This is a genomic window from Paenibacillus sp. J2TS4, assembly GCF_018403245.1.
In the GTDB taxonomy this organism is placed as follows: domain Bacteria; phylum Bacillota; class Bacilli; order Paenibacillales; family NBRC-103111; genus Paenibacillus_L.
Genome location: NZ_BOSH01000002.1, coordinates 92,262 through 118,144, shown reverse-complemented (window position 1 = coordinate 118,144; position 25,883 = coordinate 92,262). Strand labels below are relative to the sequence as shown.

The 25,883-nt window shown below is 50.0% G+C and carries 20 protein-coding genes; 2 read left to right on the top strand and 18 right to left on the bottom strand.

From position 1 onward, the window contains the following. Positions 1–113: 113 nt before the first annotated feature. The gene (locus KJS69_RS04745; protein WP_213582112.1) at positions 114–1,064 is read right to left on the bottom strand and encodes a carbon-nitrogen hydrolase family protein; all 951 of its coding nucleotides are present in this window, start codon (positions 1,062–1,064) and stop codon (positions 114–116) included. Positions 1,065–1,599: 535 nt separating this feature from the next. On the opposite strand from KJS69_RS04745, the gene KJS69_RS04740 reads away from it, so the two are divergent. Next, positions 1,600–2,223, top strand: a complete 624-nt coding sequence (locus KJS69_RS04740; protein ID WP_213582110.1) for a histidine phosphatase family protein — start codon at positions 1,600–1,602, stop codon at positions 2,221–2,223. Between the two features lie 358 nt (positions 2,224–2,581). Here KJS69_RS04740 and KJS69_RS04735 read toward each other — a convergent pair whose 3' ends face one another. From KJS69_RS04735 to KJS69_RS04725, 3 genes are all read right to left on the bottom strand, one after another. Next, the gene (locus KJS69_RS04735) at positions 2,582–3,052 is read right to left on the bottom strand and encodes a GlcG/HbpS family heme-binding protein (protein ID WP_213582109.1); all 471 of its coding nucleotides are present in this window, start codon (positions 3,050–3,052) and stop codon (positions 2,582–2,584) included. A 227-nt stretch (positions 3,053–3,279) separates the two neighbouring features. Beyond that, the gene (locus KJS69_RS04730; RefSeq protein ID WP_213582107.1) at positions 3,280–4,923 is read right to left on the bottom strand and encodes a 2-hydroxyglutaryl-CoA dehydratase; all 1,644 of its coding nucleotides are present in this window, start codon (positions 4,921–4,923) and stop codon (positions 3,280–3,282) included. Between the two features lie 62 nt (positions 4,924–4,985). Then, positions 4,986–8,417 carry a BadF/BadG/BcrA/BcrD ATPase family protein gene (locus KJS69_RS04725; RefSeq protein ID WP_213582105.1) on the bottom strand — a complete coding sequence of 1,144 codons (3,432 nt, stop codon included), beginning with the start codon at positions 8,415–8,417 and terminating at the stop codon, positions 4,986–4,988. A gap of 124 nt (positions 8,418–8,541) precedes the next feature. Here KJS69_RS04725 and cls point away from each other — a divergent pair, with 124 nt between their 5' ends. After that, positions 8,542–9,945, top strand: a complete 1,404-nt coding sequence (gene cls, locus KJS69_RS04720; protein WP_249730367.1) for a cardiolipin synthase — start codon at positions 8,542–8,544, stop codon at positions 9,943–9,945. A gap of 91 nt (positions 9,946–10,036) precedes the next feature. Here cls and KJS69_RS04715 read toward each other — a convergent pair whose 3' ends face one another. The 14 genes from KJS69_RS04715 to KJS69_RS04650 form a co-directional block, all read right to left on the bottom strand. Continuing rightward, complete coding sequence (locus tag KJS69_RS04715) at positions 10,037–10,510, bottom strand: NUDIX hydrolase (RefSeq protein WP_213582103.1); 474 nt, start codon at positions 10,508–10,510, stop codon at positions 10,037–10,039. A gap of 562 nt (positions 10,511–11,072) precedes the next feature. Continuing rightward, complete coding sequence (locus KJS69_RS04710; RefSeq protein ID WP_213582101.1) at positions 11,073–12,308, bottom strand: ROK family transcriptional regulator; 1,236 nt, start codon at positions 12,306–12,308, stop codon at positions 11,073–11,075. A 12-nt stretch (positions 12,309–12,320) separates the two neighbouring features. Then, positions 12,321–13,499 (bottom strand): glycoside hydrolase family protein, encoded by a 1,179-nt coding sequence (locus tag KJS69_RS04705; protein WP_213582099.1) that lies wholly within the window; start codon positions 13,497–13,499, stop codon positions 12,321–12,323. A gap of 42 nt (positions 13,500–13,541) precedes the next feature. Continuing rightward, positions 13,542–14,504, bottom strand: coding sequence for a Gfo/Idh/MocA family protein (locus KJS69_RS04700; RefSeq protein WP_213582090.1), 963 nt, complete (start codon positions 14,502–14,504; stop codon positions 13,542–13,544). Continuing rightward, positions 14,501–15,517 (bottom strand): Gfo/Idh/MocA family protein, encoded by a 1,017-nt coding sequence (locus KJS69_RS04695; protein ID WP_213582088.1) that lies wholly within the window; start codon positions 15,515–15,517, stop codon positions 14,501–14,503. The genes KJS69_RS04700 and KJS69_RS04695 overlap by 4 nt, the downstream gene beginning before the upstream one ends. 58 nt (positions 15,518–15,575) lie before the next feature. Then, positions 15,576–16,595: a Gfo/Idh/MocA family protein gene (locus KJS69_RS04690; protein WP_213582086.1), complete on the bottom strand. Its 1,020-nt coding sequence runs from the start codon at positions 16,593–16,595 to the stop codon at positions 15,576–15,578. Next, positions 16,576–17,784, bottom strand: coding sequence for an aminotransferase class V-fold PLP-dependent enzyme (locus tag KJS69_RS04685; RefSeq protein WP_213582078.1), 1,209 nt, complete (start codon positions 17,782–17,784; stop codon positions 16,576–16,578). Before KJS69_RS04685 ends, KJS69_RS04690 begins: the two co-directional genes overlap by 20 nt. A gap of 18 nt (positions 17,785–17,802) precedes the next feature. Continuing rightward, on the bottom strand, positions 17,803–19,383 hold the full coding sequence (locus tag KJS69_RS04680) for an N-acyl-D-amino-acid deacylase family protein (RefSeq protein WP_213582076.1): 1,581 nt from the start codon (positions 19,381–19,383) through the stop codon (positions 17,803–17,805). A gap of 34 nt (positions 19,384–19,417) precedes the next feature. After that, on the bottom strand, positions 19,418–20,263 hold the full coding sequence (locus tag KJS69_RS04675) for a carbohydrate ABC transporter permease (protein WP_213582074.1): 846 nt from the start codon (positions 20,261–20,263) through the stop codon (positions 19,418–19,420). A gap of 3 nt (positions 20,264–20,266) precedes the next feature. After that, positions 20,267–21,151, bottom strand: a complete 885-nt coding sequence (locus tag KJS69_RS04670; RefSeq protein WP_213582072.1) for a carbohydrate ABC transporter permease — start codon at positions 21,149–21,151, stop codon at positions 20,267–20,269. A 97-nt stretch (positions 21,152–21,248) separates the two neighbouring features. Further along, positions 21,249–22,550 (bottom strand): ABC transporter substrate-binding protein, encoded by a 1,302-nt coding sequence (locus tag KJS69_RS04665; protein WP_213582070.1) that lies wholly within the window; start codon positions 22,548–22,550, stop codon positions 21,249–21,251. Positions 22,551–22,590: 40 nt separating this feature from the next. Beyond that, positions 22,591–23,061 (bottom strand): RidA family protein, encoded by a 471-nt coding sequence (locus tag KJS69_RS04660; RefSeq protein WP_213582068.1) that lies wholly within the window; start codon positions 23,059–23,061, stop codon positions 22,591–22,593. A 203-nt stretch (positions 23,062–23,264) separates the two neighbouring features. Then, entirely contained in the window at positions 23,265–24,593 is a 1,329-nt protein-coding gene (locus KJS69_RS04655) for a 6-phospho-beta-glucosidase (RefSeq protein WP_213582066.1), read from the bottom strand. Beyond that, a complete protein-coding gene (locus tag KJS69_RS04650; RefSeq protein WP_213582064.1) occupies positions 24,583–25,572 on the bottom strand; it encodes an N-acetylglucosamine kinase in 990 nt (329 codons plus the stop codon). Before KJS69_RS04650 ends, KJS69_RS04655 begins: the two co-directional genes overlap by 11 nt. Positions 25,573–25,883 lie beyond the last annotated feature (311 nt).

Here is a 25,883-nt window from a genome sequence, read left to right as displayed (position 1 = left end):
AATTTCAGATTTTTTTAACCATCCAAATGCAAACAAGCGATTTTCCATTGATAACAACAAAGACAATAAAAAAACACGATCCGAAGATCGTGTTCTAATTTATACAAATGAACTCATGCCTGCAGTCGTACAATTTCTTGCTTTTTATCGTTAACGATCAATTGGAAAACATCCGGGCGGCTGTAATGACCGGCCACATCAAAATCATAGCGGCTTTGGGTAACCTGAGATAGATCCAGAGTGGCAACCAGAATCCCTTCCTGGTTATAGAGAGGCTCGACGACATATTCGCCAAGCGGGCCTATAATAGCACTTCCCCCTCTGCATAAAATATCAGCGTCTTCCTTGATATCCTCATAGTAAGCTAAATCCGCAGGGTAAGAAGCTTTGGTCGCAAACTGATTGCAAGAGATGACAAAACAGCGGCCTTCACAGGCGATATGCCGCATCGTCGCTTGCCATGTATCCCGGGCATCTGCCGTGGGAGCCAGATAAATGTCTATGCCTTGCGCGTACATGGCCATTCGGGCCAGCGGCATGTAATTTTCCCAGCAGATTAAACCGCCGATTCTCCCTGCAGGGGTATCGATGACCGTAAGCGTACTACCGTCCCCCTGCCCCCATAGAAGACGTTCGGAACCTGTGGGAACAAGCTTGCGGTGCTTGCCCATAAGACGGCCATCCGGCCCGATGTATACCATCGTATTATATAACGTACCGGTGCTAAACTCCTGATCTCGCTCCACAACACCGATCACTAGATAAACTCCCAGTTCCTTCGCCAATTCGCCAAAAATCTCGGTTTCCGCTCCCGGGATATCAATAGCGCTAGCCCAATAGCGTTCCCAATCTTTTCTCCCGTCGGCATGGCGGCTTCCGACACGTGTACCGAAGCTTAGCCCTCGCGGATAACCCGGCAGAAACACCTCTGGAAAAACAATCAATTCGGCCCCTCGGCCAGCTGCCTCTCTCGTCATGGCTGCAATCTTGTCCATGGCAGATTGTTTATCGAGCAGAATGGGCGCGGACTGAACAGCGGCTACCTTAATATAACGATTTCTCATTCGACCATCCCTCGCTATTCATCATCTTCCCACTTTTTGGAGTAAGCCTTCCTTGTTATCCAGAAAGTGATATAGCAGACGAGAATAGTAACTACGGCCGATACAATCCACACACCCGCTGGTACTTCCATTGAAATCCCCTCCAAACCTCATGGTAATCCCTTTAGTTTAAATCTAGAACAGAAAGATTCGACTGTCGCCATCCACTTCAACGGAGATTAGACCATCCATTCTGATTTTGACAGCACTAATCGCTTCGAAGTTCGAATCGGATTGGTCTATAGTGTATCCAATTGGGGGGTTACTTTTCGTGGGAAATGTTTTACATTCATTCCATAACCTAATGGGGGAATGGAGTGGAAAAGCTATGCAGAGAAGCGACGATGAGAGGGAAGGACCTGCTGCGAAGAAGGTTGGAAAAATAAGGCGGCCTTGTCAAATTGGACAAAGACTACGGACGAAATGAGGAGTTCAAATTCAAGTCGGGTTGATTTCCTGCTTCTTGATTATGAATACGTAGAGGAGAAATCTAGTCATGACAACAACATTATATTTAACCCGTCACGGTCAGACGGAATGGAACTTGGAGAAAAAAATGCAAGGGCATAAAGATTCCCCGCTTACACAATATGGTATTCAACAAGCTGAGTGGCTGCAGGAGCGATTGGGCAATGTTCATTGGGATGCGGTCTATTGCAGTTCCAGCCCAAGGGCACTAAGCACAGCTCAAATTCTGCTGGGAAATAATCGTCCCGTACCCATTGTGAGCCTCGATTCACTGAAGGAAATTAATATGGGACTATGGGAAGGTCAACGGATAGAGCACATTCAACAACAATTTCCCCTTCCGTATGAACAATTTTTTAACGAGCCGCACTTATACCGCCCTGCAGGTTATGGAGAAACCTATGCAGACTTGCTCGAAAGAACGATTCCTGCCATCGAAGGAATCCTTACTAAGCATAGAGGCGAACAGATCCTTGTAGTCACCCACCGTATTACATTAAAAGTAATTATGAGTTACTATATGAATAAAGCGCTGCATGAAATTGGCGAAATGCCCGATATCTATCCAACTGCATTATGCAAGATTACGATCAATAAGGATACACCTCAAGTTGATTTGTATGGTGACACCTCTCATTACCGGAATCCTTAACTATAATAGGTTGCCTTCTCCATCTGCGATTCCTGCCCATCGGGCATTTCTGCAGAAATCTCCGATACGGGCTTGACCGATATGGTTTTGCGTCTATCTGCACGGTCTCTTCCGGAACGGTAATATGACAGCGTCAGGCAACCAGGCTGCTGATAAAGCGGCATCAATCGGAAATGATGTTGAATTATGAGCCCCTCTTATTAAAAGATAAGGAGCCCTGCTGCCGATCCGGCATGCTTGGTTGCCCGCTGACATAAAGTCTATGATGAGAATAGGAACGTCCCTTGGATTAAGTATTTTCAGTTGAAATATGCCCATCATACGAAGAGTTTAACAGCCCCGAATGCGGAATCTCGGATTAACAATTAGAATACGTTGAACCAATTCGAGCGTGAATTCCCCCATCCCTTGGCTTTGCATGCATGCTCTCAAAAGCTTGAACTGCCGCAGTAGCAATCTCAATATCCTGTGCGCTGCTTCCTCCGCTAACACCAATACCGCCAACAATATGTTTATCCCTTACGAAAGGGATGCCCCCTCCCAGGATGACAATTCTGCCAAAGTTAGTGGTGTTTATGCCAAACGTAGGGCCGCCCGGCTGCGCGCTTTGCGCCAAATTTGCAGTCGGCATTTGCATACTTACGCTCGTCCAAGCCTTATTCTTGGAAATTTCGATTCCTGCAATTCGAGCATTATCCATTCGCTGAAAAGCAATCAAATTTCCTCCATCATCCACAATTGCTATATTGCTGGAGAGTCCCATTTGCCGGGATTTTTGTTCGGCTGCGGCCAATAATTTCTTCGCGGTCTCCAAAGTAAGCTTTACCAAGCTTTAATCCCTCCTTTCCCTGTACTGCTACAAGATATGATACTGACCCAGAAACCGTGAATCATGATAATAGCCCAATCTTAATTTCAGCCCGAAAAAGGCAGACCTCAGCCCTTCTGGCTCTAGTTTATATTAACGTATAGGTGTTAGCTGATGTGTCGCCATCTTCAGCAGCACCCGATTAGACCCGTCCCAATTTCCCCATATGCAATTTATATTTTATTCGTTCAACTGTGCTTTGCGTTTTTTAGTTCCCTCTTTTTGAGTAAGAAGGAGCACCAGTTGACAAGTCTCCCTGGCATGTCGTAAACCGCATTTGCGGCCGTACAGGCCACGACGTGACGGGCCGCCCGCAACGGATGAGTAACGGTTAATCCTCTCGGTAACGACTCCGGCGTGTACCCCTTTTTCGATATTGCTTCTTCGAACTCCTTTTGCGCCGCCTGTTTTGCCTTGAATAACATCATTTGTACCCTGCTATACACATTGATCGCTCCGTCTCCCGTTGTTTCGATCGGAAGAAAGATGGCGTCCGGGTATTTCTCGGTAATCAACGATTGAACGCCGTCGGATACGCCGGAAGACGGCATACAGCCGAATGGCTTGACGGAGATGGTCATGTTGACTTTCCGCTTAACCACGTTCAGAATCAGCTTGCCCACCTCCATATGGCCTTCTCCACCACGCAGCTGGTTATTGTAATGTTCATGCGCAGCCTGGGCAATTTCCACCATATCGGGTAAATGATACCCGTGCAAACCAATGATTCGGGCGTAAGTCTGGAAAATCATTCGAACGCCCCTATCGGCAAGACCCAACATTCGCAGCGTCCGAGCAGGGTTCTTTCCTTTCAAACCCTGACGACCGGAATCCGCTTCCCGCAGATTCATGCGCTTCTTCGTATCGTAACGTCCCGACCAAATAAGAAACAGAATCCAGGCGGTAACCGATTGAACTTCAACCTCGGCTCCCTCACTTTCGAGAAACCGCTGCAATTGATAGTTTCCGTCCCCCTCCGTTGTCATGGCCCAGAACTCGCCAATAATGCTTACTTTTGGTCTTACTTGTGTCCGGTCCACCCGAACGGCCCGCATTTCTTTACGGCAGCGGAGGAGTGCAGGAAGCAGCTGTTTACGCCGGCTTAAAGCGTCATATAATATCTGTTTGCAGCGTGTCAAGGCAGCGTCGGTCGATCCTTCCTCCACTTCATAAGGACGGATGCGGTAACCGAGTGCATTCAGAATATCCCCTAGCACGACTGCCTTCAGAAAGCTGACGAAAAATGAAGTATCCAATTTTAGCGCCGATTCGCCGCCGGTCGCTTGCTTTAAACCATCAGTCTGCTGAAACAGGAGTACGCGAAAGCCGTCAAACCCTGCATCGCGCAGCGCTTTCCTGTACTCCGTCACGTATGTGCCAAATCGACAGGGACCGCAGGAGCCGCTCGTGACGAAAAGATAGTTTCTAACGATTTCTTCTTTGGATTTCCCCTCCACATCACGAAGATGGTGCAAATATTTAATCAAATTGCCCACCGTGAAGTACGTTGGATTGCATTGGCCGCGGTTGCCGAATTCCTTGCCATACCGCAGTGCCTCATTGTCGGGGCAATCCATATTTTTTACTCGGTAGCCAAGCCCTGATAAAGCGCCCTCCACCAAATAATCCTGAGCCATCGTCAGGCCCCCGAACAGAATGGTTGTGGTTGCCTTATCTTTGGCCGCAAACCGGCGAGGTACCGGATCAAACCACTGATGCCTGGACGCGGAATTCAATCCAAGCGCTTTTTCCTGTTCTTCCTGAAACAGACGAAGTTCTTCCTCCATCGAGAGATGATGTTGCGACGGCTCGGTGTTTTTCTTATTGGCCATTTGTTTCACTCCTTATAAATTAGATAGCTTGATCTAGGGCTCCACGTCACCTTGTCGATATTTTAGATGGTTTTTTTCAACAGTTCGGAACGTTTTTGCTCCAGAAGATACTGCAATTCCGCTTTTTTCGCGGCCAAGTCCTGCAATCGTTCTTCATGCAGGCTTAGACTATGGGCATACGTCTTCACCCGAATTTTAATCGAACCACCTGGCTTGTTCGCATCAATATCATGCAATGCCGAATACGGAGTTCCCGCGGTGGAGATGATCGAATCGATCAGCCCGTAGGTAGGAGCGTCATGTCCGCACTTGAAGCTGGACAGGTCCAGCACGGCGACATGAGGATGACGCGCGGCGAATTTGGCTGCCCACACCTTTTGTACACTATTGGAGCTGAAGTTTTCGGGCCACACGTCGGTCACTTCAAGCGCATAATCGACTCGGCCGCTCTGCAGATCATCTTGGAAAAACCGGCTGAGCCACGCTTCGTCCTTGGGGATGGACCGCATGGACAAAATGGGGTAGCCCAGCACCTGAAACTCCTCCAAGACGCCGTGATTCAGACCCGGATCAGAATGATAAGGACGGCCGATCAACAGAATAGCCAGTCGGTTGTCCGCTTCCAGCTGCTCCAGAATCAAGCGTCCCTTCTCCTGCATTTCGCTATCGAACAGATCCATCGCCCTCCAGCCTTGCTCGGCGGCAAAATCGCTCTCATCCTCCGTGATGTCCAGACAATTACTGAACGCCTCATACAACTGCTTCTTAAGCAAATTCGGTTCTGTAAATGTAACAGCCGGATCGAGATAGACAATTCCTTTTGTCTCAAAAAAGTTGACTTCCTTCGTAAACGCCGCCTTGATCACATTCGGCGCGCCGGCCACAATGGGACAACTGGCCGAATCCATTACGTTATGCAGATGGGTCGGTATATGGGTAATGCACGGAAAGAATATATAATCGAGCGGTTTTTTCTCATGATGCTTGAACAATAAATTGTGAATATGCGCCTGAGCGACTTTAGAAGGATAACAAGGATCAATCGATCCGTATTTGCCGCCTTCCTGCCACATCTCCTCACTTGTGTTATCGCTGAACACAATGTTCTTCTTATCGATGCCAAGCGTCTCGAAATAGGTCCGCCAAAAAGGCGCCGTCGACCAAATGTTCAGCACCTTCGGAATTCCGATGCGAATATGGCTGCGCCGCTCAGCGGCTTCGGCGGAGGAACGTTCGAACCCGCGCTTGTATGGTGTTTTGCGTGTTCCGAACCAACTTCGCTGCAACCGGACGTCAGTTACCTCCGCGCCGAATTCGGGCAGAGGCTCCGGATCGTAAAAATGCTGGAACATACGGCGTGCTTCGTATTCCACCAGATTTGGATAATGTTTTTTCAGTTCCTGCCGCTCTTTGGTCAGTTTGACGACGGCTGCCTGGTCTTCAACCGTTCCCTTCTCACAGCTGAAACCGGAGATATAACGGGCGGTTTGACCGTCGGGAGTTGTGGAATCGATGAAGGTGCGGCTGCAATGGTTCGGGCAGAAATTGCAGCGGGTAGATTCGTCATTGCGCGACACGTAGCTTAGATGAATCGCCGTCTCTAAGCCAAGGAACGTCGAATAGCCGCGCCGTTTCACTACACGCAGCGTTTCCGTTGCCGCCCCTATCGCTCCCGCTTCCCCGGGGTGAGGATGAACGTATACTTCTGCATCAGGAACTCGTTGTTTAATATAATCCACCTGAGCCTTCACGGCAGCCAGATTATATTGGGTTCCTCCCTGCAGGACGAATTTGCGGCCAAGCTCCGCCATGCGCGGAATCTGTACGACATATTGCCATACATTCTTCGGCAAGACGAGGGCAAGGCCGGCAAGCAATTCTTCTTTGGAGTACCCCTCCTTCTGAAAATTAACCCGATCGGCATCAAGAAATACGGCGCAACCGTATGAAAATTTTGGCGAAAGGTCTGCTGCAAACGCCGTATCTGCATACTCCTGAACCGGAATGCCGAATTGGTCGGCCATCGCCTGCAGCAGCATTCCGTTTCCGGCGGAGCATTGATTGGACAGCCTGAAGTTGCGGATATCCCCATTTTTCAGAAACAGCACTTTAATATCCTGACCGCCGATATCGCAGATGACGTCGATCTCACCGAATTGATTAACGGCACTCATCATATGTGCAACGGTCTCGACAATGTTGACGTCGGCCTTTAACGTTTTCTCCAGTACATCTGCGGCATAACCGGTAGCTCCGAAGCCGATAATTTCCAGTTCGGCTCCTTGTTCCTTTACCTTATCGCTAATACGCATCAGCATTTCTTTCGTATCTTCGAGTGGATTTCCTTTGGAAAGCTGATATTCCTTAAGTAAAATTTCTCCGCTTTCATCGACGAGAACGGCTTTGGACGAGGTGGATCCGCCGTCCAGGCCAATCACCGCCCTCACCTTCTGCCCCGGTTGGAAAGAAGCTGGTGTAAACCGCGGAATCGTATATGTCCTGCGGAATTGTTCCAGCTCCGTTTCGCCGGTTGCCAGCGGCGGACCCGCTTTTTCTCCCAGCTTTGCTTTTCGGCCATGCGCGATAAATTGTTTCAAATTTTCCAATCCTGTATAAACGCCCACATCGGCCGGTTCATGCAAACCATACATGACGGCCCCGTAGGCAGCATAGTATTGGGAATTGTCCGGGACAAAAATCAATTCGTCGATCGGAATATTTTGGGGATAATCATATCCCCGTTCCTTCCATGTTTGTGGAATACGCATTCGCCAGCATTCCTGCAAGAATGGCAAGTACGTATTAGGACCCCCGAGCAGTAAAACACGATGCCGCAGCGTATTTCCACGAGTCAGCACGGAAAGATTCTGCATTACGATCGCATCGGCTAAAGAACACATAATTTCAGCGGAGGGGATACCGCTTTTCACCAGATTGACGATATCCGTTTCGGCAAAAACACCACATTTGGCCGCCACATGGTGCAACTTCGAATCGTCGAAGTGCAATTTGCCCACTTCTTCCATTGGCATTCCCACTTTAATCATGCACTTGTCAATCGTAGCCCCTGTACCGGATGCGCACTTGTCGTTCATGGACGTCATCGCTTGTTTATTTCCGGTTTCCTCGTTCATTTTAAATATGATGATTTTGGCGTCCTGCCCCCCAAGTTCAATAACACTGCCCACATCGGGATGAAGCTGTTCAACCGCCATCGTAACAGCGTTTACTTCCTGAACAAATTTCGCTCCGATATGTTCGGCAATCGGTCCACTGCCGGATCCTGTTATAAATACACGAATTTTGTCCTGCTCGATATCCGGAAACTCGTTGCCGATGGCAACCAGAAGTTCCAAAACCTTCTCCGCCTGTTTCGTATGGTGGCGTTGATAATCCGACCATAAGATTTCATGTGTTAGTGAATCGACAACGGTTGCTTTGACGGTTGTCGAACCGACGTCAATGCCGATCATTACGCTGTCTATAGCTTTCATAATGACTTCCCTCCACCTGACCCATAGTTTCCATAATAATCCCGGATAGTTTTTGAATAAATCACGCGTAATATACAAAGACCATATGAATGAAATGCGGAACGCATGGAGGGAGACTTAAATCTTGCTATGGACCCTTATGGCTCTCTTAATATTTATTCTTCAAATCGCAATCATTATCATCGTAGAATATCGCCATCCGGATAAAGCAGTAACTTGGCTGGTCATCTTGTTCATCATGCCGCTGATTGGTTTTCTTCCGTATTATTTTGTAGCGAGAAAATATTCCTACAGGCTTCATAAGAGGGAAGAAAGCAGCCATTCGGAATCGTTCAAAACTGAGCTCATGGATCGAATCAACCAGAGAATACCGAAAGATAGGCTTGAGAAAATGCTTCGACACGAAAAAGCTTTGCTCCAAAACATACCGTCCGCCCCCTTCACCGCTTGCAATGAAACGATCGTTTATGCAGATGGAGGACAGGCATTTGAAGCAATGCTGGAGTCCATTGCCGCGGCAAGGCATCATGTCCATATCGAGTTTTATATTATTCGTGACGATGAGCTCGGCTCGAAATTTGAGCGGTTATTGATTCACAAAGCGCAGGAAGGAATTCAAGTACGGATTATCTATGATGGGATCGGCAGTCGCCGATTAGGAAAGGCTTATTTGAACCGGCTGCGGCAGGCCGGCATACAAACGGGGTGTTTTTTCCCACCGATAACCACCTTTCTCGATAAGCGGATCAATTACCGCAATCACCGCAAAATTGTGGTTGTCGACGGCAAAATCGGGTTTTTCGGCGGTATGAATATAGGAGATGAATATGTGGGGAGAAGTGCAAGGTTCGGTTACTGGCGCGACACTCATTTTCGCATGAAAGGAGATGCTGTATTGTGGATCCAGTACGCCTTTCTGACGGATTGGTATATGGTTAAGAAACAATTATTAACCGATTCCGTTTTCTACCCTTTGGAGGACATCCCAGGTGAAGAATTCGTTCAGATGGTGAAAAGCGATCCGGATGAGACGATGCTGGAGCTTATTTTCTCCTTGATCGTTTCGGCGAAAAAACGGGTTTATATGGAGACGCCTTATTTCGTTCCCGATCCCGGTGTCCTATTGGCGATAAAAACGGCCGTCAAACGCGGAGTCGATGTGCGTATCATCATCCCTGGCACACCTGATAAAAAACTTGTTTACAATGCCTCTTTATCCTATGTTCAGGAAATGCTGCAAGCAGGGGTCCGTTTTTTTTGCTATGAAAAAGGATTTCTCCACGCCAAAGTACTTATTTCTGATGACTTGGCTTGTTCCGGAAGTGCAAATATGGATATGCGAAGCTTCTGCGGCCAATTTGAGCTCAATGCGGTCTTTTTTGATGACAAGGTTGTAGAGCGTCTGGTTCAAGATTTCCACACGGATTTGAGAGTAAGCAAAGAGATCATGTTATCGGAATTCAACAAGCGGCCCAAGATTCAAAAAATGAAAGAAGTTTTCGCCCGGCTCCCCTCTACCTTGTTTTAGATACATGTTGTCTACATTGGGAAGAGTAGCCCGAGCTCTATCTTGGTATCGAGCCGAATATAAAGAGAGTTGATCTATGGTTTATGCTTTGTTATCTAACTCCAAATCCTTTACTGGGTCTATTTACGTATGGATCATGTAAAGAGGATCGAATAACTTCCCAGAAATAATCATATAACAAAATTTCTGGATAAACTCTCGGCAGTTTTTTTATTTCTTCTTTACTCTTATACTCTACTTCTACTATGATTTGTTCATTTGGCTCTAGTTCTGGATCTATTCCAATCATTTTGTCTCCACCAATAACTTCACCCAGAAAGTAATGTATATAATTTACTTCTCTTTTATCGTTTTTACTTTCCTCGACCCAAACCAGCCTGCTAATTGAAATGTCTAAACCGGTCTCTTCTTTAACTTCGCGGATGGCTGCATCTCGACTATACTCCCCTTCTTCAATCATCCCACCTGGAATAATCCAATAATAACTGCCTGTTTTTTTATGATCGGTTTTTACAAGTAATACACGTTCCTCCGAATCCAGCACAAATACTCTAACGACCGGCATCCCAAGCCCTCCTCACTTTACGAATGTTGAACCTACCCCAATGGTTCGTAATTTGTTTGTTCGTAAGTAATCCGGAATTTTACCATGAGAGATCTCCCACGGATAGTTTGAGTTATTCCCCCTAATCAACGTCCCGCTGGTTTAAGTACGCGAAACGCCTCTACCCATACGCCATATTCTGCCCGATGCACATTCATCAGTCTTCCCAAACATTTTGCAGCGGCAATCCCTTTTCCGTTCTTGCCGCATCGACCACCGATTGGATAAACTCCGTTTTCGAGCGGGTATATTGTTCCATCGCATTTCCATAATATGGGCTACCGTTCAATCCGCTAGCGAAGTTTTCCATACCGTTCCGGAACGCGTTATCCGTAAGAAGCTAGCCCCGACTTGACATCTATCTTGTAAACATCTTGTCTGTACATACAACTGGTCGTTCTCTGGGTCATAGGCTGCACAAACAGGCGGGTTTACGTGACCACGCAAACCCGCTGAAACAATCTTGTTAATAAAATGCGCTGTATTTTCAAAAAAATGATGGGGCCTTTAGATGGTTTAACGTTTAGGCGCTGTGAAACATTAATTCTTTCTTCAAAAAATGTTTATCGAGAATTAATGAGGCCATTCCGTAAACCGATGATTTATTGCCCAGGGCGGCTCCAACAATTTGTATATCCGCTGTTGGTGAATCCATAATTTCCTTAAGCTTGTCCGTAATATACGGAAGAACAAAAGGCTCGGCAAACAACAGGTTTCCGCCAATAATAATCATCTTCGGATTAATGAGGTAAATTAGATTGCTTAAACCGATAGAAAGGTCGTCCAGCAAGCTGACCAGCATTTCTCTGCAAAATTCATCCCCCGCCACCGCTTGATTATACACTTCGCGGATATTGCATTGATCCAGCACGGGATTGTAGATTTTGGGGGGCAGCGGAAACCCGTTCTGGGCAGCCTCATTGATTTTATTAATGAAGGCCAGCTCCGTTGCGTACAAGCGCAGACAGCCTTTCTTGCCGCATATGCATTTGGGGCCGTATTTATTAATGGACATGTGCCCGATTTCTCCGGCCCCGCCATATTCTCCACGAATCAACTCGTTATTGACGATGACCGAGGATCCGATCCCCCTGCCCACCGTCACATAGATAAGGTTGTTAACATCTTTGGCCGGACCGATCGCACGCTCCCCGAGAATGGCTGCATGCTGTTCCTGCTCCACAACGAGAAACAAGGACGGAAAAGCTTTGCGCATCTCTTCCTCAAACGGGTAATCTTCCAATTCCAACAAATGTCCTCTATAAACGACGCCTGTCCGATCCAATACCGTAGGCATGGAAAAACCGAGGCCGATAACATTTTTGTCGGCATGCTTCTGAAGGAAGCTGTGGACGCAAGCTTTGATCGTTTCGATTAACTCCGCGCCTTTTTCCTTGACCTCAATTTCCTGCTCGTCCACCATCGTTAGATGCAAGTCGAACAGGCAGACCTGCAGCGTAATATGAAACGCTTCGGTGACGACGGCAAGCGTAGCGATATATCCGCCGGCTGCGTTGATGGTAAGCAGAGTTGGCCGCCTGCCTCCCGCCCGGGTCGAATTGCCCGTACCTACCTCGGCAATATAGCCTTCTTTCTCCAAAGCATCCACCACATTGGAGACCGTACTTTGACTTAATTTCGTTTTTTTGGCTATATCGATTCGCGATATCGTCTTAAAATGATGTATAGTATTCAGGACCAGCGTTCTGTTTAAAGTTTGCAGAAACTTCTGGTCTCCTGCTTTGGCAAATTTGACCATGTATCCTCCTCATTATTCGAGGCTTATACCAAGCCGCTCGACTATTTCTCCGGACGCCAAGCCGTAATTATAGAAAAACAAATCATCTATCCCCGCTTTGGAGTAAGCATTCAAGTAGCCGTCCAGTTGTTCCGGGGTCACTATTTCGGGCTCGATAAGTCTGACGCCTGCCGCCAGCTTATGCCGAGGAACGGACTGCAGCGCTCTGTCCACGAACGGTATCGTATCGTGGGCGGAAGACGGATAGCAGGCTATCCATTGGTCTACATACCGATCCAGCCTGTGGGGATTCATGCCATAAAGCCCCGGATCGGAGCCATAGGCCATCCATAGGGTGCTAAGCAGCTGGAGAGGCTTCCCGGAGCCTTCCATGACACTCCGGCATTGCGCGAATACGCCAGCCACCGTCTCCTCCCTCATTTGAATAAATTGCTTATATGAAGGTAGAGACATGGCGGTCACGGGCTTCCGGCTGTTTGCAACCGTTTCTGCCGCTTGCGCAATCTCTCGCCTGAACTGGGCCGCATCTATCCCCGCAGACTGCGCATTGGCCATGCATTGATCGCAAAAACATAGCCCCAGCAGCCGTTCAAGCTCATCCTTGCGGGAGGAGCCGACCAACTCATGATGGTCGCCATGAAGCATACCGGGAAAATCGAATGATTCCAACACAAATCCGTCTAAATCATAGCCTTCGGCCAAATCCGAGAGGATAGCCGTCACATATTGTTGAGTCTCTTTGTGCGCTGGACATAGGGCGTGCCGGTAAGACTCCCCGAATGCGTTGCGAACCGTAAATTCGGGGAAGGCCTCTCCCAGATAAGAGTTGTGAAAGCCGACGACCCATGCGTAAACTTGCATTTGGAGTGCTTTGGCGTGATGACATATCGATGTCAATAAATCTCCGGGGGTTCCCGTTCGCTGTGACGCGATGCGGTACTGCTCGAATGCATCTCCCGTCCTAGGCAGGAGCTGCCCATATTTGGCAGTATTTACATTATAGTATACGGAGCTGTGAGTATGATAGTAAATTTTTCTATTTGGATTATGGGGCAGCAAAAACTTCCCGGAATGGTAGGCAGCCGTCACCGCAATCCCGTTCACTCCCATTTTCTTCAATTTAGACAGTGCGGCTTCAATGCCTTCATCCAGCAAGTCCCATGCGTATATAAAAATGGTTCTCTTGTTCAAATCGATTACCTCCGCCATGTGGTATCTCTCATAAGGGCTCTCTTAAAGGCTTTCCTTGCAGCGCTCGATAAGCTGTGCGGCAAACAAGCCTGCATCCACTCCCGGAATTTCCGCCTCTTCCCCATTCAGATTCAGCAAAAACCTGCGGTTAAGCTCGGAATATCCCCATAAAGTCAAATGATCTGCCGGAAACCGCTCCGTCGTGCTTCCGCTGGCAGAGAAGCTTTCGAAATGGCCGGTGCCCGCGGAAGCCGCTTCATGGCCTTTAAATATCGTTATTGTATTAATGCGGTGCCCGGGATCGGTGGAATAGGAGGCATTTCCGAATTCATGGGCATTGAGCGTCAGCATCTGCCCCGCCTCTGTCATCAGAACCGCCGCGAAGGCGTCATCTTCATAATCCGGGCCCAGCCGGATCCGGGAGGAAACCGCCTTGACTTCTTGTATCGCGACCGGGATTAAATAATGGGCCAGATCAAATAAATGACTGCCCAGACAGACAAAAACGCCGCCGCCCTGCTCGGCGCTCCCCGCCCATCCCTTCATGAACGGCGCCGTAACGAATTGAGCATTCAAAGCATCGACCTTCGAACCGCCTTGGTCAATAAATCGTTTCAATCTTTGCATGCCGGGAGAGTAGCGGTGATTAAATCCCATCGCGAAGCGGATTCCGCTGCTCGCGACAATGTCCGCTGCCTGTTCCGCATCCGCCAGCCGAAGCCCTATCGGCTTTTCGCAGAAAACGGCTTTGCCATGGCTCGCTGCCATTGCAATATAGGCAACATGCGAATCGTGCCGGGTGCAAATATAGACGGCATCGATATCAGGGTCCGCGCAGAGCTCTTCCGCCGAGAGATAAATTTTCCCTCCGTAAGCTGCGGTCAGCTTGCCGGCCGACGACTCCGCAAGATCGAAGCCCCCAGCCACCGTTCCACCATGCCGCAGAATGCACGCAGCATGGATATGGGCAATTTCACCGCAGCCGATAAAACCGATTTTCTTCATATTAACCCGCCCCCTGTCTCAATATCATCTTGCAATTGAACTCTCTGCCCGGTTTCCAGGGATTTAATGCAGGCTTCAACAACCAATGAATTGCGGTATGCATCCAGGAGGTCTACGGGTGCCGGTGAAGAACCGGTCAAGCTCTCTATCCAGGCGTAGATCGAACTCTTCAGCGTCTCCGCGTAATTGCAGCTTTCGAAGACGGAGGGCGACCAGGTCGTTCTTTCCATGGAATGGTGAGGATAGGTGTGAAGGCCTTCCAGCATGTTCGTCACCTCGTGCCGGGCCTTGTCCGTAGACAGCTCGAAATGCTGGAACGGATGCTGGCTTTCATGGACACCGCCGACGAACGTATGGGTCATGACTCCGATGCTGCCGTTGCGGAACTCGAGGCTGACGGCCACATCAGACAGGATTTCACTGTCAATCCGCTTTCCGACAGCGTAGACACTGCTGATCTCTCCATTGATATATCTTAAGGTATCAATCATATGGCAGCAGGAATCCGTCACAATAAAGTAAGGATGGGCCAAGTCGGACTGCTTCACCGGGCCCTGCTGCTGCATGGAAATGGAGATTAGATGCGGCTTCTCGTCGCTGATTTTATCCTTCAGCTTCCGGTAGCAAGCAGAGTATCTCTGGTTGTAGTTGACGCCCGCAATCGCCGCCCTTGTCCTGGAGAGCGCGAGCAGCCAGGCGATTTCGCCGGAGTTTTTGCCAGCCGGCTTCTCACAGAACAGATGCTTGCCGCGTTGCAGAAGCGCCTTGCAGAAGGTAGCATGGGTATCCGGCAATGTGCAGATAACCGCCGCATCGTAGCCGATTCCCTGCCACTCCAGCTCCTCCAGCGTCTTATAATAAGGGACGCCTCCGAGCTTCTGTGCCAATGCCCCCGCCGCTTCTTCCCTCCGGTCGATAATGGCCGCAAGCTCGGTGTCCGGATGCTCGTATACCGCGCGGGCGTGATGCTGGCCGGCCCAGCCCGCACCAATGATAATGATCCTCTTCTTCACCCTGAAGTTCCCCCTTCTGCAATCTTGCTCGCTCTTTTTGTACACTGCCGCTCTACACTTACAACAGAACAGGCTGGCCGGTCCGAATGCTCTGCTCCATGGCCTTGATTCCGTTGGCCGCATGCAGCATATCCTCCAATGACATGCGCTGCTCTTCTCTTCCCAGGCAGCAGTTTAGAAAATGCTCGATTTCCAGGCTTCCCATAAGATCATAACGGATGGGGCCCAGCACGGTACTCGGGTTTTGCATAACATAGGAGTAACGGTCGTGATCGGTCCGGATCACTCCTTTGGTTCCGACAACATCCAGCATATAGAACGGGAAATCCCAATCCATCGAGGAGACAAGATTTAATTGCACGAGTGCGCCTCCTGACGTTTTGCCCATGGCCTGAACGGTATCCCAGGTTCCGATTTGCTGGAATACATATTGTCCTCCCGCCGCATAAAGCTCCGTCAAATCATCCCCGGTCATCCAGCGGACCGTATCGATAAGATAGACACCGAAGGTGCCGAGAGGACCTCCGCTTCGTGCGGGGTCCCGCTCCCATTCCTGATGAATCATCGCTTCATGATGGATGAACAGCCGCAAATTCGTAGGCCGGCCGATTTCCCCTTGGCGAATCCGATCGGCTATCGATACGATCGATCCCTCATAACGCAGAGGGTTGCCCGGCAGGACGATGCGCCCTCCGGCTTCCGCCGTCCGCATCAGGGAACGGATTTCATCCGGTTCCAGCGATAACGGCTTGCCGACGAAGACATGGCAGCCATGCCGGAGCGCCATATCCGCATATTTCGCATGCTCCCATACCTCACAAGCGATCATGACCGCATCCACGCCAAGCTCAAACAGCTCCTCGGGCCGATGGACCAGACGGCAGCCGATCTCTTCGCAAAACCGGCTTGCCGTCGTTCCGGCACACTCTCCCACATAATCCGGTGATTGGCCCAGATCGCAGCAGGCAACCACTTCAACGTCCTTGAGCTTCGCCAAGTGCCGGGTATAGGTGGTCGCGTAGAACCCTTGGGAAAAACCAATCAGGCCGAACCGCAGCTTATGCCCTCGGGTTGTCATCCAACCACCGCCTCAATGTGTGATACTGTAAATCCAGACGATTCATCGGTTCCGGCTGTCGAACCGTGCCGCCGTTCTTCTTCTTATCCTCTGCAATGGAAGCAATAGCGTTAATAATCGTTCTCTCGTCCCCATCGTCAAGAAAGGACAGATCGAATTCCATTTTCCCGTGGTATACGGCGTAATCGTCCATTTTTATTACTGGATCGCCGGTTCCCAGCTTCATGTTGATCTCCCAGGCCGGTACCCCGGTCTGTTCTTCATCGATCTCCATGACGACTCTGACGGACGGCGAGAAGCGGGTACGCTTGATCGACCCTGTCAATCCCGGAACTTCGGCCATGGCCGCAATGAAACGCTCGGCCAACGCCTCCTGCTGCCGGATAATCGCCTCTGCGTCCCTGGCCAGCCAGTGCTCGATGGCCGAGATCAAGCCGAGGACGCCTTCCTTGCCCACCTTCATCGGCCGCCCGATGCCCAGTTCCTGCAGGAAGCAGGCGTGAACCAGATCCTTGCTCCCGGCGATGAGAGCCGAAGTCGCTCCCCCGAGCCATTTCTGCCCGCTGTGAACGACCAAGTCCGCTCCTTTGGCGATGGAATGGCGGAAATCGGTATCGTAAGCGGCATCGACAATGACGGGAACGCCCTTGGACTTACAAATCTCCACGAATTTATCGAACGGCAGCAGATTGGGAGGAAATACATCCATCATCACATAGACGGCCGCGGCTACATCGAGGGTAAGTGCAGCCTCCAGATGATAGGAGGCACAATCGAGCGCCTCGCCGATTTCCACGGGCTCCGCACCGGTCAGCCGGATCAATTGGTTGGCCGGCGTATCGCCGATTCCGATGACGTGGCCTTTTTGAATGACGACTTTATGCTTCGGCCCCCGAATAACCGGCAGCTCCTTGATCTTGCCCATATCGTCTCCGGTCAGCGTGGAGGCGATGCTGATGGCCATCCCGGCGGCCGTACATCCTGCAGCTACACCGGCCTCGGCGCCGGTCAGCTTAACGATAGCCTCGTTCGCTCTTCTCTGCAGCTCCCACATTTCCACGGACAGGCCGAGCATGTCATAAATATCCTGCCGTATGGCGTCTTTGACCCGCGATGCGCCCAATACGGTTGCGGGCCCCCTGGCATTAATTACTTTTCTTAAACCGAATCGGTCATAGAATGATTGCATAATCCTGCTCCCCTTTCCTTATCGCATAACCGGCAATGCCCTGCCCGCGAATACTCCGGTAACCTTCTCGTCCCAAACCGCAATTTCTCCGTTAACCAATACGTGCGAAATGCCCGACGGGCCTGTTCTGGCCTGATGAATCACGGAAGTATCCGTGACGGTCTCCGCGTCAAAAACGACAAGATCGGCCGCTTTCCCTTCCAGGATAACTCCCCTGTCCTTGAGCCCGAAACGCTCTGCAGGCACCTGGGTCATCCGGTTGATCAGCACTTCCAGCGAGAAATTCTTCTCCCTGGCCAGCCTGAGCAGCTTGGGAAAGCTTCCGAATGCCCTTGGATGCGGGTTCTGCCCGAGATAAATCGCATCGCTTCCTACCATATAGTAGGGACGCGACAGCAGCTCGAACAGGTCGTCTTCAATTTGCTTCACTACGGACTCGTCCTCGGGACGCTCCCCTAATATCCCCACAGCCAGCTTCTCTTCCAGAAGCAGGTCGCACAGCACCTCGTACACCGTCTGACCGCGCAAGTCTGCCGCTTGCTGGAACGTTAATCCAAGCAATTCATCATTGCGGCCCGAAGGCAGGTAGGAGAAAGTGCCGTCAATATTCGGGAAATCCTTCTGAATGTCCCGCACAATAGCCGGGCGCAGCTTCTTGTCCGCCAGCCTCTCCAGGGTGGATTCGTAGCCCCCCTCCACTGTCCAGGGCGGCAGGTGAATGACGCCTGTACTGCTGCCGAAGGCATAAGGATATAATTCGAGGCTGACATCAAGCCCTTTCTGGTAGGCGTCGTCGATCGGCCTCATCAGCTCATCCACCTTGCCGGCGTTGTTGGGCCCCGTGCGGAAATGGGAATAGTGGATTTTGCAGCCGGACTGCCAGCCGATATCCAGCGCTTCCTGAACCGCATCGAATTTCTCACCCTTGAACACGGTGCGCAAATGAGTGACATAGATGCTGTCCTTCTCCGCCAGGACGCGGGACAGCTCAATCAGTTCCTGCGTATCCCCATAGGAGCCCGGGAAGTAACTAAGGCCTGTCGAGAAAGCAACGGCGCCCTGATCGATTCCGTCGGCCAGCAGTCGCTTGGCCTTCTCCAGATGAGCACCGGTTAGCGGCACATCGCGGAAGCCGACCGTTTCCAGGCGCAGAACGCCATGAGGAATCTGGTAGGCCGTATTAATGGCCACGGTTCCGTCGAATTTGCTGCGGTATTCCTCTACCGTCGACCAGTCCAGCGGAATATCCGGAGTTCCGTTCAACCCGCCCAAATACTTGAAGTACATTTCCAGATTGTCCTTGGATAACGGGGCGTAGGACAACCCGTCCTGACCCAGGATTTCGGTAGTGACCCCCTGGTATAATCCGCAAGCATGCTGCCTGTCCCACAGCAGCATCACGTCCGAATGGACATGTGTATCAATAAAGCCGGGACTGACGATGCGGCCGCCCGCATCGATCGTGTAACGCGCCTCCGCGTCGGGGAAGCTGCCGATTCCGGCGATTTTGCCATCCTTGATCACAATATCCGCCTTGTAGCGTTCGTTCCCGGTTCCGTCAATAATCATTCCATTTCTAATGCATACATCAAAGCTCATCAAGATTCCTCCATACCGGGTATACCGGTGGCAGCTAGCCCTTCACGCCGCCCATCGTCATACCGCTGATTAAATATTTTTGGAAATAGATAAAGACGATTACAACAGGAGTCGTCACCATGGCCGAAGCGGCCATCAACTGCCCCCACAGCACTTCGCGATTTCCTACCATCAGAGAGATGCCGACGGGCAGAGTCCGCATGGTGTCGGAGCTGGTCAGCGTCAATGCAAAGATGAACTCCTGCCACGACAGGATGAAAGAGAACAGGCCTACGGCGGCTATTCCCGGAGCTGCCAGCGGAATCACAACGCGGAAGATCGCGCTTACCGGGGTGCAGCCGTCGATGAAGGCGGCTTCCTCCATATCCTTCGGGATTCCGTCAAAGTAGCTTTTCATCATCAAAGTGGCGAACGGTATCGCAAACGTACAGTAAGCGATAATAAGGGACAGGTAGCTGTCGATCAGGTCCAGCTTGATAAAGATGGCGAAGATCGGAATAATAAGCAGCACCAAGGGAAACATTTGGGAAACCAACAAGGAATTCAAAAACAGCATTCTGCCCCTGAATTTAAAACGGGAGAGGCCATAAGAAAAGAAGATCGCTATAAACAAAGTGACAATCGTTGTCGATATAGCGACAATGACACTGTTTTTGAAATACTGCATAAAGCCGGTCTCTTGAAACAGCGTCCGGTAATTCTCCAGGGTGGGCTCGTTCGGAAACCACTTGGGCACTTCGGCAAAAATTTCAGCGGACGATTTAAACGAAGTGGAAATCATCCATATAAACGGAAAAACGAGCAGCACCGTAGCCAATGTCAATAAAACGTAAGTGATGCTCCGTTTGATGAGCAAGTTTTTTCTCGCATTCCCCCCCATGTTTTAGTCCTCCTTGTTTTTCTTCAGATAGAAAATGGCAAATACACTCAGCATGAGTACGCCAATAGTAGAAATGGCCGCAGCGTAATTCATTTTAAAGAAATTGAAGGCATTAAGGTACGAGTATACCGGAATGAGCTGCGTCGAATTGGAAGGTCCGCCTTTGGTCATCAGGTAGACCAAGTCAAACTGGTTAAAAGACCAGATGATTGTCAAAGTTACAATTACAAGAGAAACCCCCTTGAGACTGGGGAGCGTAATATACCAGAAACGCTGCCACAAATTAGCCCCGCTAATGTTAGCCGCCTCATACATTTCACGGTCGATCGATTGCAGTCCGGCAAGCAGAACAACAGCGACGAAAGGGATTCCTTTCCAAACGCTTACAGCCAGTACCGAATAAAGGGCATATGTGGAGTCTCCGAGCCAGTCGATGGGCCCCGAGATGATTCCCAGTTTCATTAACACATAGTTCAAAATCCCGAATTGGCTGGAATAGATCCATTTCCAGGTGAGACCGGCCGCGATCATGGGCACGATCCAGGGAATAAGGATCAAGCTCCGGAAGATGCCCCTCCCGGGAATATCTTCATTTAATAACAGAGCAACAGCAAGGCCGACCAAATACTGGCCGACAACTACTCCTACAGTCCAAATCAGCGTATTCCAGAAGGCTCCCGTAAAAATACTGTCCGAGAACAGCGCCCTGTAATGCTCGAGCCCTGCAAAGGTCCGGTCGGAAGCGGTCAGGGAATGCTGGGTGAAAAAGCTGGAGATAATCCCTGAGATCATGGGATAGATCAAGATGAGTCCGACAAATATGACGCCCGGTGCAATGAGAAAATACGGCAGCGCCCTCTTCCAAAACAAACTCGCAGTGAGTTTCATAGCTAAGTTAACCTCCAGGCTTCCTTAAAGATTAAGCCCGGCAGCATATACAGCATGCTTGTGCCGCCGGGCTATCGGAATGTCTCCTAAAGAATGATCATTGACCCATTAGCTCTTCCAGTTTCGTGTGCATATCTTTGACAAATTGCTCCGGCGTCAGCTGCCCCTGTATAAGTTTTTGGATGGCCGCGTTGAAATGCAGCTGCCTAAACTCCTCATACTTGGGCGCTAACGGGCGGTTGCGGCTAATGGACACCTGATCGACAAACGGTTTCATAATCGGATCCTGGGCAAAGTCCGTCGTTGCAAAATCCTTCGTCCAGCCGACTACGCTGGTCACTTCAGCAAATTTATCGTAATAGGTCGGCTTCTCTCCGGTAAAGATGAATTCCAGAAACTTTCCGGCAATTTCCTTATGCTTGCTTTGCTCCGTGATGCTTAACGTATTCGGATAGCCCAGCACAGCTTCTCCAGCCGGTCCTACCGGACTTGGGGCAGTCGCCCATTTTCCATCCAGCTCGGGATTGGCCTTCAGGCTGCCTGTAGCCCACATTCCGTTATACATCATCGCCGTATTCCCGGAAATAAAGCTGTTCATGGTCGCTTCCCAATCCATGCCTGTAACCGTTTTCGGCATCACTTGATAAGTATTGGCCAAATCATAGATGTATTTGGCAACCGCAAGACCGGATTCGTTATCAATCGTCGGTCTCCAGAAGTTCCCTTCCTTCACAACTACGTCATTGCCAGCCTGCCAGAAGAAAGGAAGCACATAATCATCAGGCTCCCAGCCGGCAGCCGGGAAAGCTAAACCGTATTGCTTGTCTTTGGTGAGCTTCTGAGCATAGTCCAACAATTCCTCCCAGGTTTGAGGCGGGCTGTCGGGATCCAGACCGGCCTCTTCAAACAAGTCGGTGCGGTAGAAGAAGCCCCACACGCTTCCATCCCAAGGGACGCCGTAATACTTGCCGTCCTCCCCCTTCACCGAATCGAATCCGGATTCCAGGAACAGGTCGAGCATTTCTTGAGAGACATAATCATTAACGGGGGCAAACGCGCCCAGCCGCTGATACTCGCTTGCCCACTGCCCATTTAGCATGACCAGGTCAGGAGCTTGTCCGACCGCAACCTGACGCTGGAACATGGAGTATGCTTCCCCCCAGCCGACATTCACGATTTTTACAGTGACATCAGGATTCTGTTTGTTAAATTCTTTCGCCATTTCATCCAACAGGCCTACCTGTGCAGGAACCGTACCGCCGATATGCTGAAACACAAGCTCTACCTTCTCTTCGGAGGTCGGCTCTTCACTGCCGCCGCTCTGGGAGCAGGCACCTAACATGGATACAGACAAAACAGCTGCCAACGACATTTTCATTGCACGAAAAGGTGTTTTCATTGCTATGCTCTCCCCTTCATCTCTCAACTTTAATGGTCTGCTAATCTCTGATTCTTACAATCATTTCGATTTCGACAGGGATATTTTTAGGCAGCACATAGGTTCCCATGGCAGAACGGGCATGCTTGCCTCTTTCCCCGAAAACATCCACCATCAAATCCGAGAAGCCGTTCATCACCTGAGGCTGCTGGTAGAAGTCCTCGCTGCTGGCGACCAAGCCGAGCACCTTGACCAGCGCATCGACGCGATCCAGGTTCCCCAAGTAGCTCTTGAGCTGGGCAAGCAGGATAATCCCGCATTCCCTGGCCGCTTGATAGCCTTCCTCCACCGTCAAATCTTTGCCGAGTTTGCCTGTCCAGATCGGGCTTCCGTCATCTTCCCGTTCCGGTCCGTGGCCGGAAGTATACAGCAAATTGCCGTGCTGACGGATCGCAACAATTCCTTTTCCATGCAAATCAATCTTTGGAAGCTTCAAACCCAACTCTCTAATTCTTTCATCTGCCAAGCTCATGAATAAGTCCTCCCTTTTTTTAAATGATTAGTTAGTTTATACAACGATTAATCTAACTAACTATAGTAATACAGTCAAATGCGGTCCAAGATCGTTGTCACCATATGATAGGCTGATAGCTAGTCCTCATCCTGGGTATAGTTTCCATTCGCCTGTACCTGGATTCTCTTGGCTTAACTTCTGTTCGCATCTGTCTGGAATACTTACGCCTTATTATTGAAAAACTGAGGCAAATACGATTTGTTCTCCGCCAGAATCTGATCCAGAATAGCCTTGGCCAATGATGAGGCTCCTACCAACGGATGGATGGTAAGCGCCTGTAAAGCACTGCCGTAGTCCCCGTTCACACCGGCTTCTACCGTGAGCTCCTCGTAAGCTTTAACTACTTGGATCAAGCCCCGGATTTCAGCCGGCAGCGGCCCTCCGCTCAGCATCATCGGAGTAGCCCCCTCCGAAGAGATGATACATCTGACCTCTACCGAAACATCTTGCCCAAGACACGGAATAACCCCATTATTGCGTACATTGACTATCTGGATATTGCGAGCATTGTTGTATATTGAAGTGATAAGCTCGACGGCCGCTTCCGAGTAGTAGGCTCCTCCCCGCTGTTCCAGTTGGGCTGGCTTTACCTTTAATTCCGGATCCTTATACAGCTCGAACAGCTCTCTTTCCACCTTTTTGACCGCATCGGCCCTGGTTCCTTTGACAGGTAACGCTTCCTGCTGTTCCTTGAGCATTTTATCCCGTAAATAATAGTAGCGAAGATAAGAGCAAGGGATCATTCCAAGGGAAGAAAGAAAGCCTTCCCCCCATTTATAATCGGGGATATTCTTCACGGACAGCCCGCTTGAGTTGTCAAACATCCGCACGACGTCTTCCGTCCGGTCGTACCCGTTGATCCTTATATTTCGCGTCCAGTTCAAATGGTTGATCCCGACCATTTCCATATCGACATTTGCCGGGTCGGTCTCCGCCAGTTGGGCGATTTGCATCTTCGTATGGATGGGCAAGTTGCATAAGCCGATCGTACGGATCGAGGAATGCTTCAATACCGCTTCCGTAATAATGCCTGCCGGATTAGTGAAGTTAATCAGGAAGGCTTCGGGTGCAAGCTCTTCCATTTCCTTGCAAATTTCGAGAATGACGGGAATTGTCCGGATCGCTTTGGCGAACCCTCCGGCCCCGGTTGTTTCCTGGCCAATGCAGCCATATTGCAGCGGAATCCGTTCGTCCGCCGCCCGGGCATCCAGTCCTCCGACGCGAATTTGGGTCAGGACAAAGCTGGATCCGGAAATCGCTTCCCGGCGATCCATCGTCAGATGCAGCCGAATGGGAATCCCTGCGTTCTCAATCATTCTCCGGGCAAGCGCACCGACAATTTGCAGCTTGTCCCGGCCTGCATCAATATCTACAAGATACAGCTCCTGCAGCGGAAATTGGTCATAATTCTTAATAAATCCTTCGATCAATTCGGGGGTATAAGAGGAACCCCCGCCGATAACGGCCACTTTAAGCGGTTTAGAATTCAACGAGATTCTCCCTCCTGTATGAATTTAATCGTTCGGTCACCTGCGGCCCTGCAGGAAGCTGAAGCTGATCCATCCCCATCAATACCGCGCCGAAGACCGGCTCCATATCCGGAATTTCAATCGTAAAAGGAGTGTTCTGCTGACGCAGAGTCTTGTCCAGACTTTGCAGCAGGCAGGAGCTCTTCCCCCTTTGAAAAATGCTTCCGATCAACACTACCGGGATGTTATCCACTCCAAAGCTTCCCATTCTTTTCATGACGGAGCGTGCTGCATTGCCCAGTTCATGCCCGACCTTGGTTAACAGGCGAATCGAGAGAGCATCCCCGTCCTGGACCGCTTCATGAAGAACAATGGTCAGTTCCGATGGAACCGTCCCTACCTGCCGGTCCAAATAATCATTGAGCAGCGCTTCCATGGAGGAATAGCCAAGATAAGAAGGAACTCTGTATGTAAGGATAGAAGAAATATCCCTCTGCTCCCATGATCTGACTGCCGCTCTGAAGGTTTCGATCGCCATATGATTTCCCCCGGCATAATCGCCGTAAAGATAACCGAATCCTCCTGTTTGTATGACTTTGCCATCCTTGTTCCTGCCGAACGCATTAGTACCGCTTCCACAGACCAGTACAATTCCTACGTTGTCTGAGCTTCCCGCTCGCAACCCGGCCATCGTATCGCAAGCCAGGTTCCAGTTGGCTACCGGAATCTGCTTCAGTCTGGATTCCAACCGGGCAACATCTGCTTCGCGGTCGGCTCCTGCGAGCGTATATTGGACAAAATCGAGATCTTTATACTGCAAGCCGGCCTGTTCCAGTGCATGCTTCATTGCAGTTGAAATATGGTCCATCGCTCTGTCGAGACCTATCTTCTGGTAATTGGCCCCACCGGCCAGCCCTTCCCCGAGCAATTCCCCCTCGGCGTCGGTTATTACCGCATAGGTCTTACTCCCACCGCCGTCCACTCCCATAATCAACGCCATCCATCAATCTCCTCAAGACAAAATTTAATTCAAAAATCAGTTAGTTTATCCGAAGAATAAACTATAGTGATATCTTAATTTCCCTACCGCTAAATGTCAACGTTTTTTTTGCAACCGTCTTCAAAAAAAGCGTCTCCTTAAACTCCCACTCAAAGATTGCAGGTGACGTTGGAAGCCTGTCATATTTCAAAACTCTTCGTTATTTTCCTTGATGGAATTAATCATCCCATTCATCTGCATGTTCCTCAAAAAACCTCTTTAAAGCTCAAAAGAGCTTGTCCGTCTATACTGTACGAATGCTCCGTGGAATA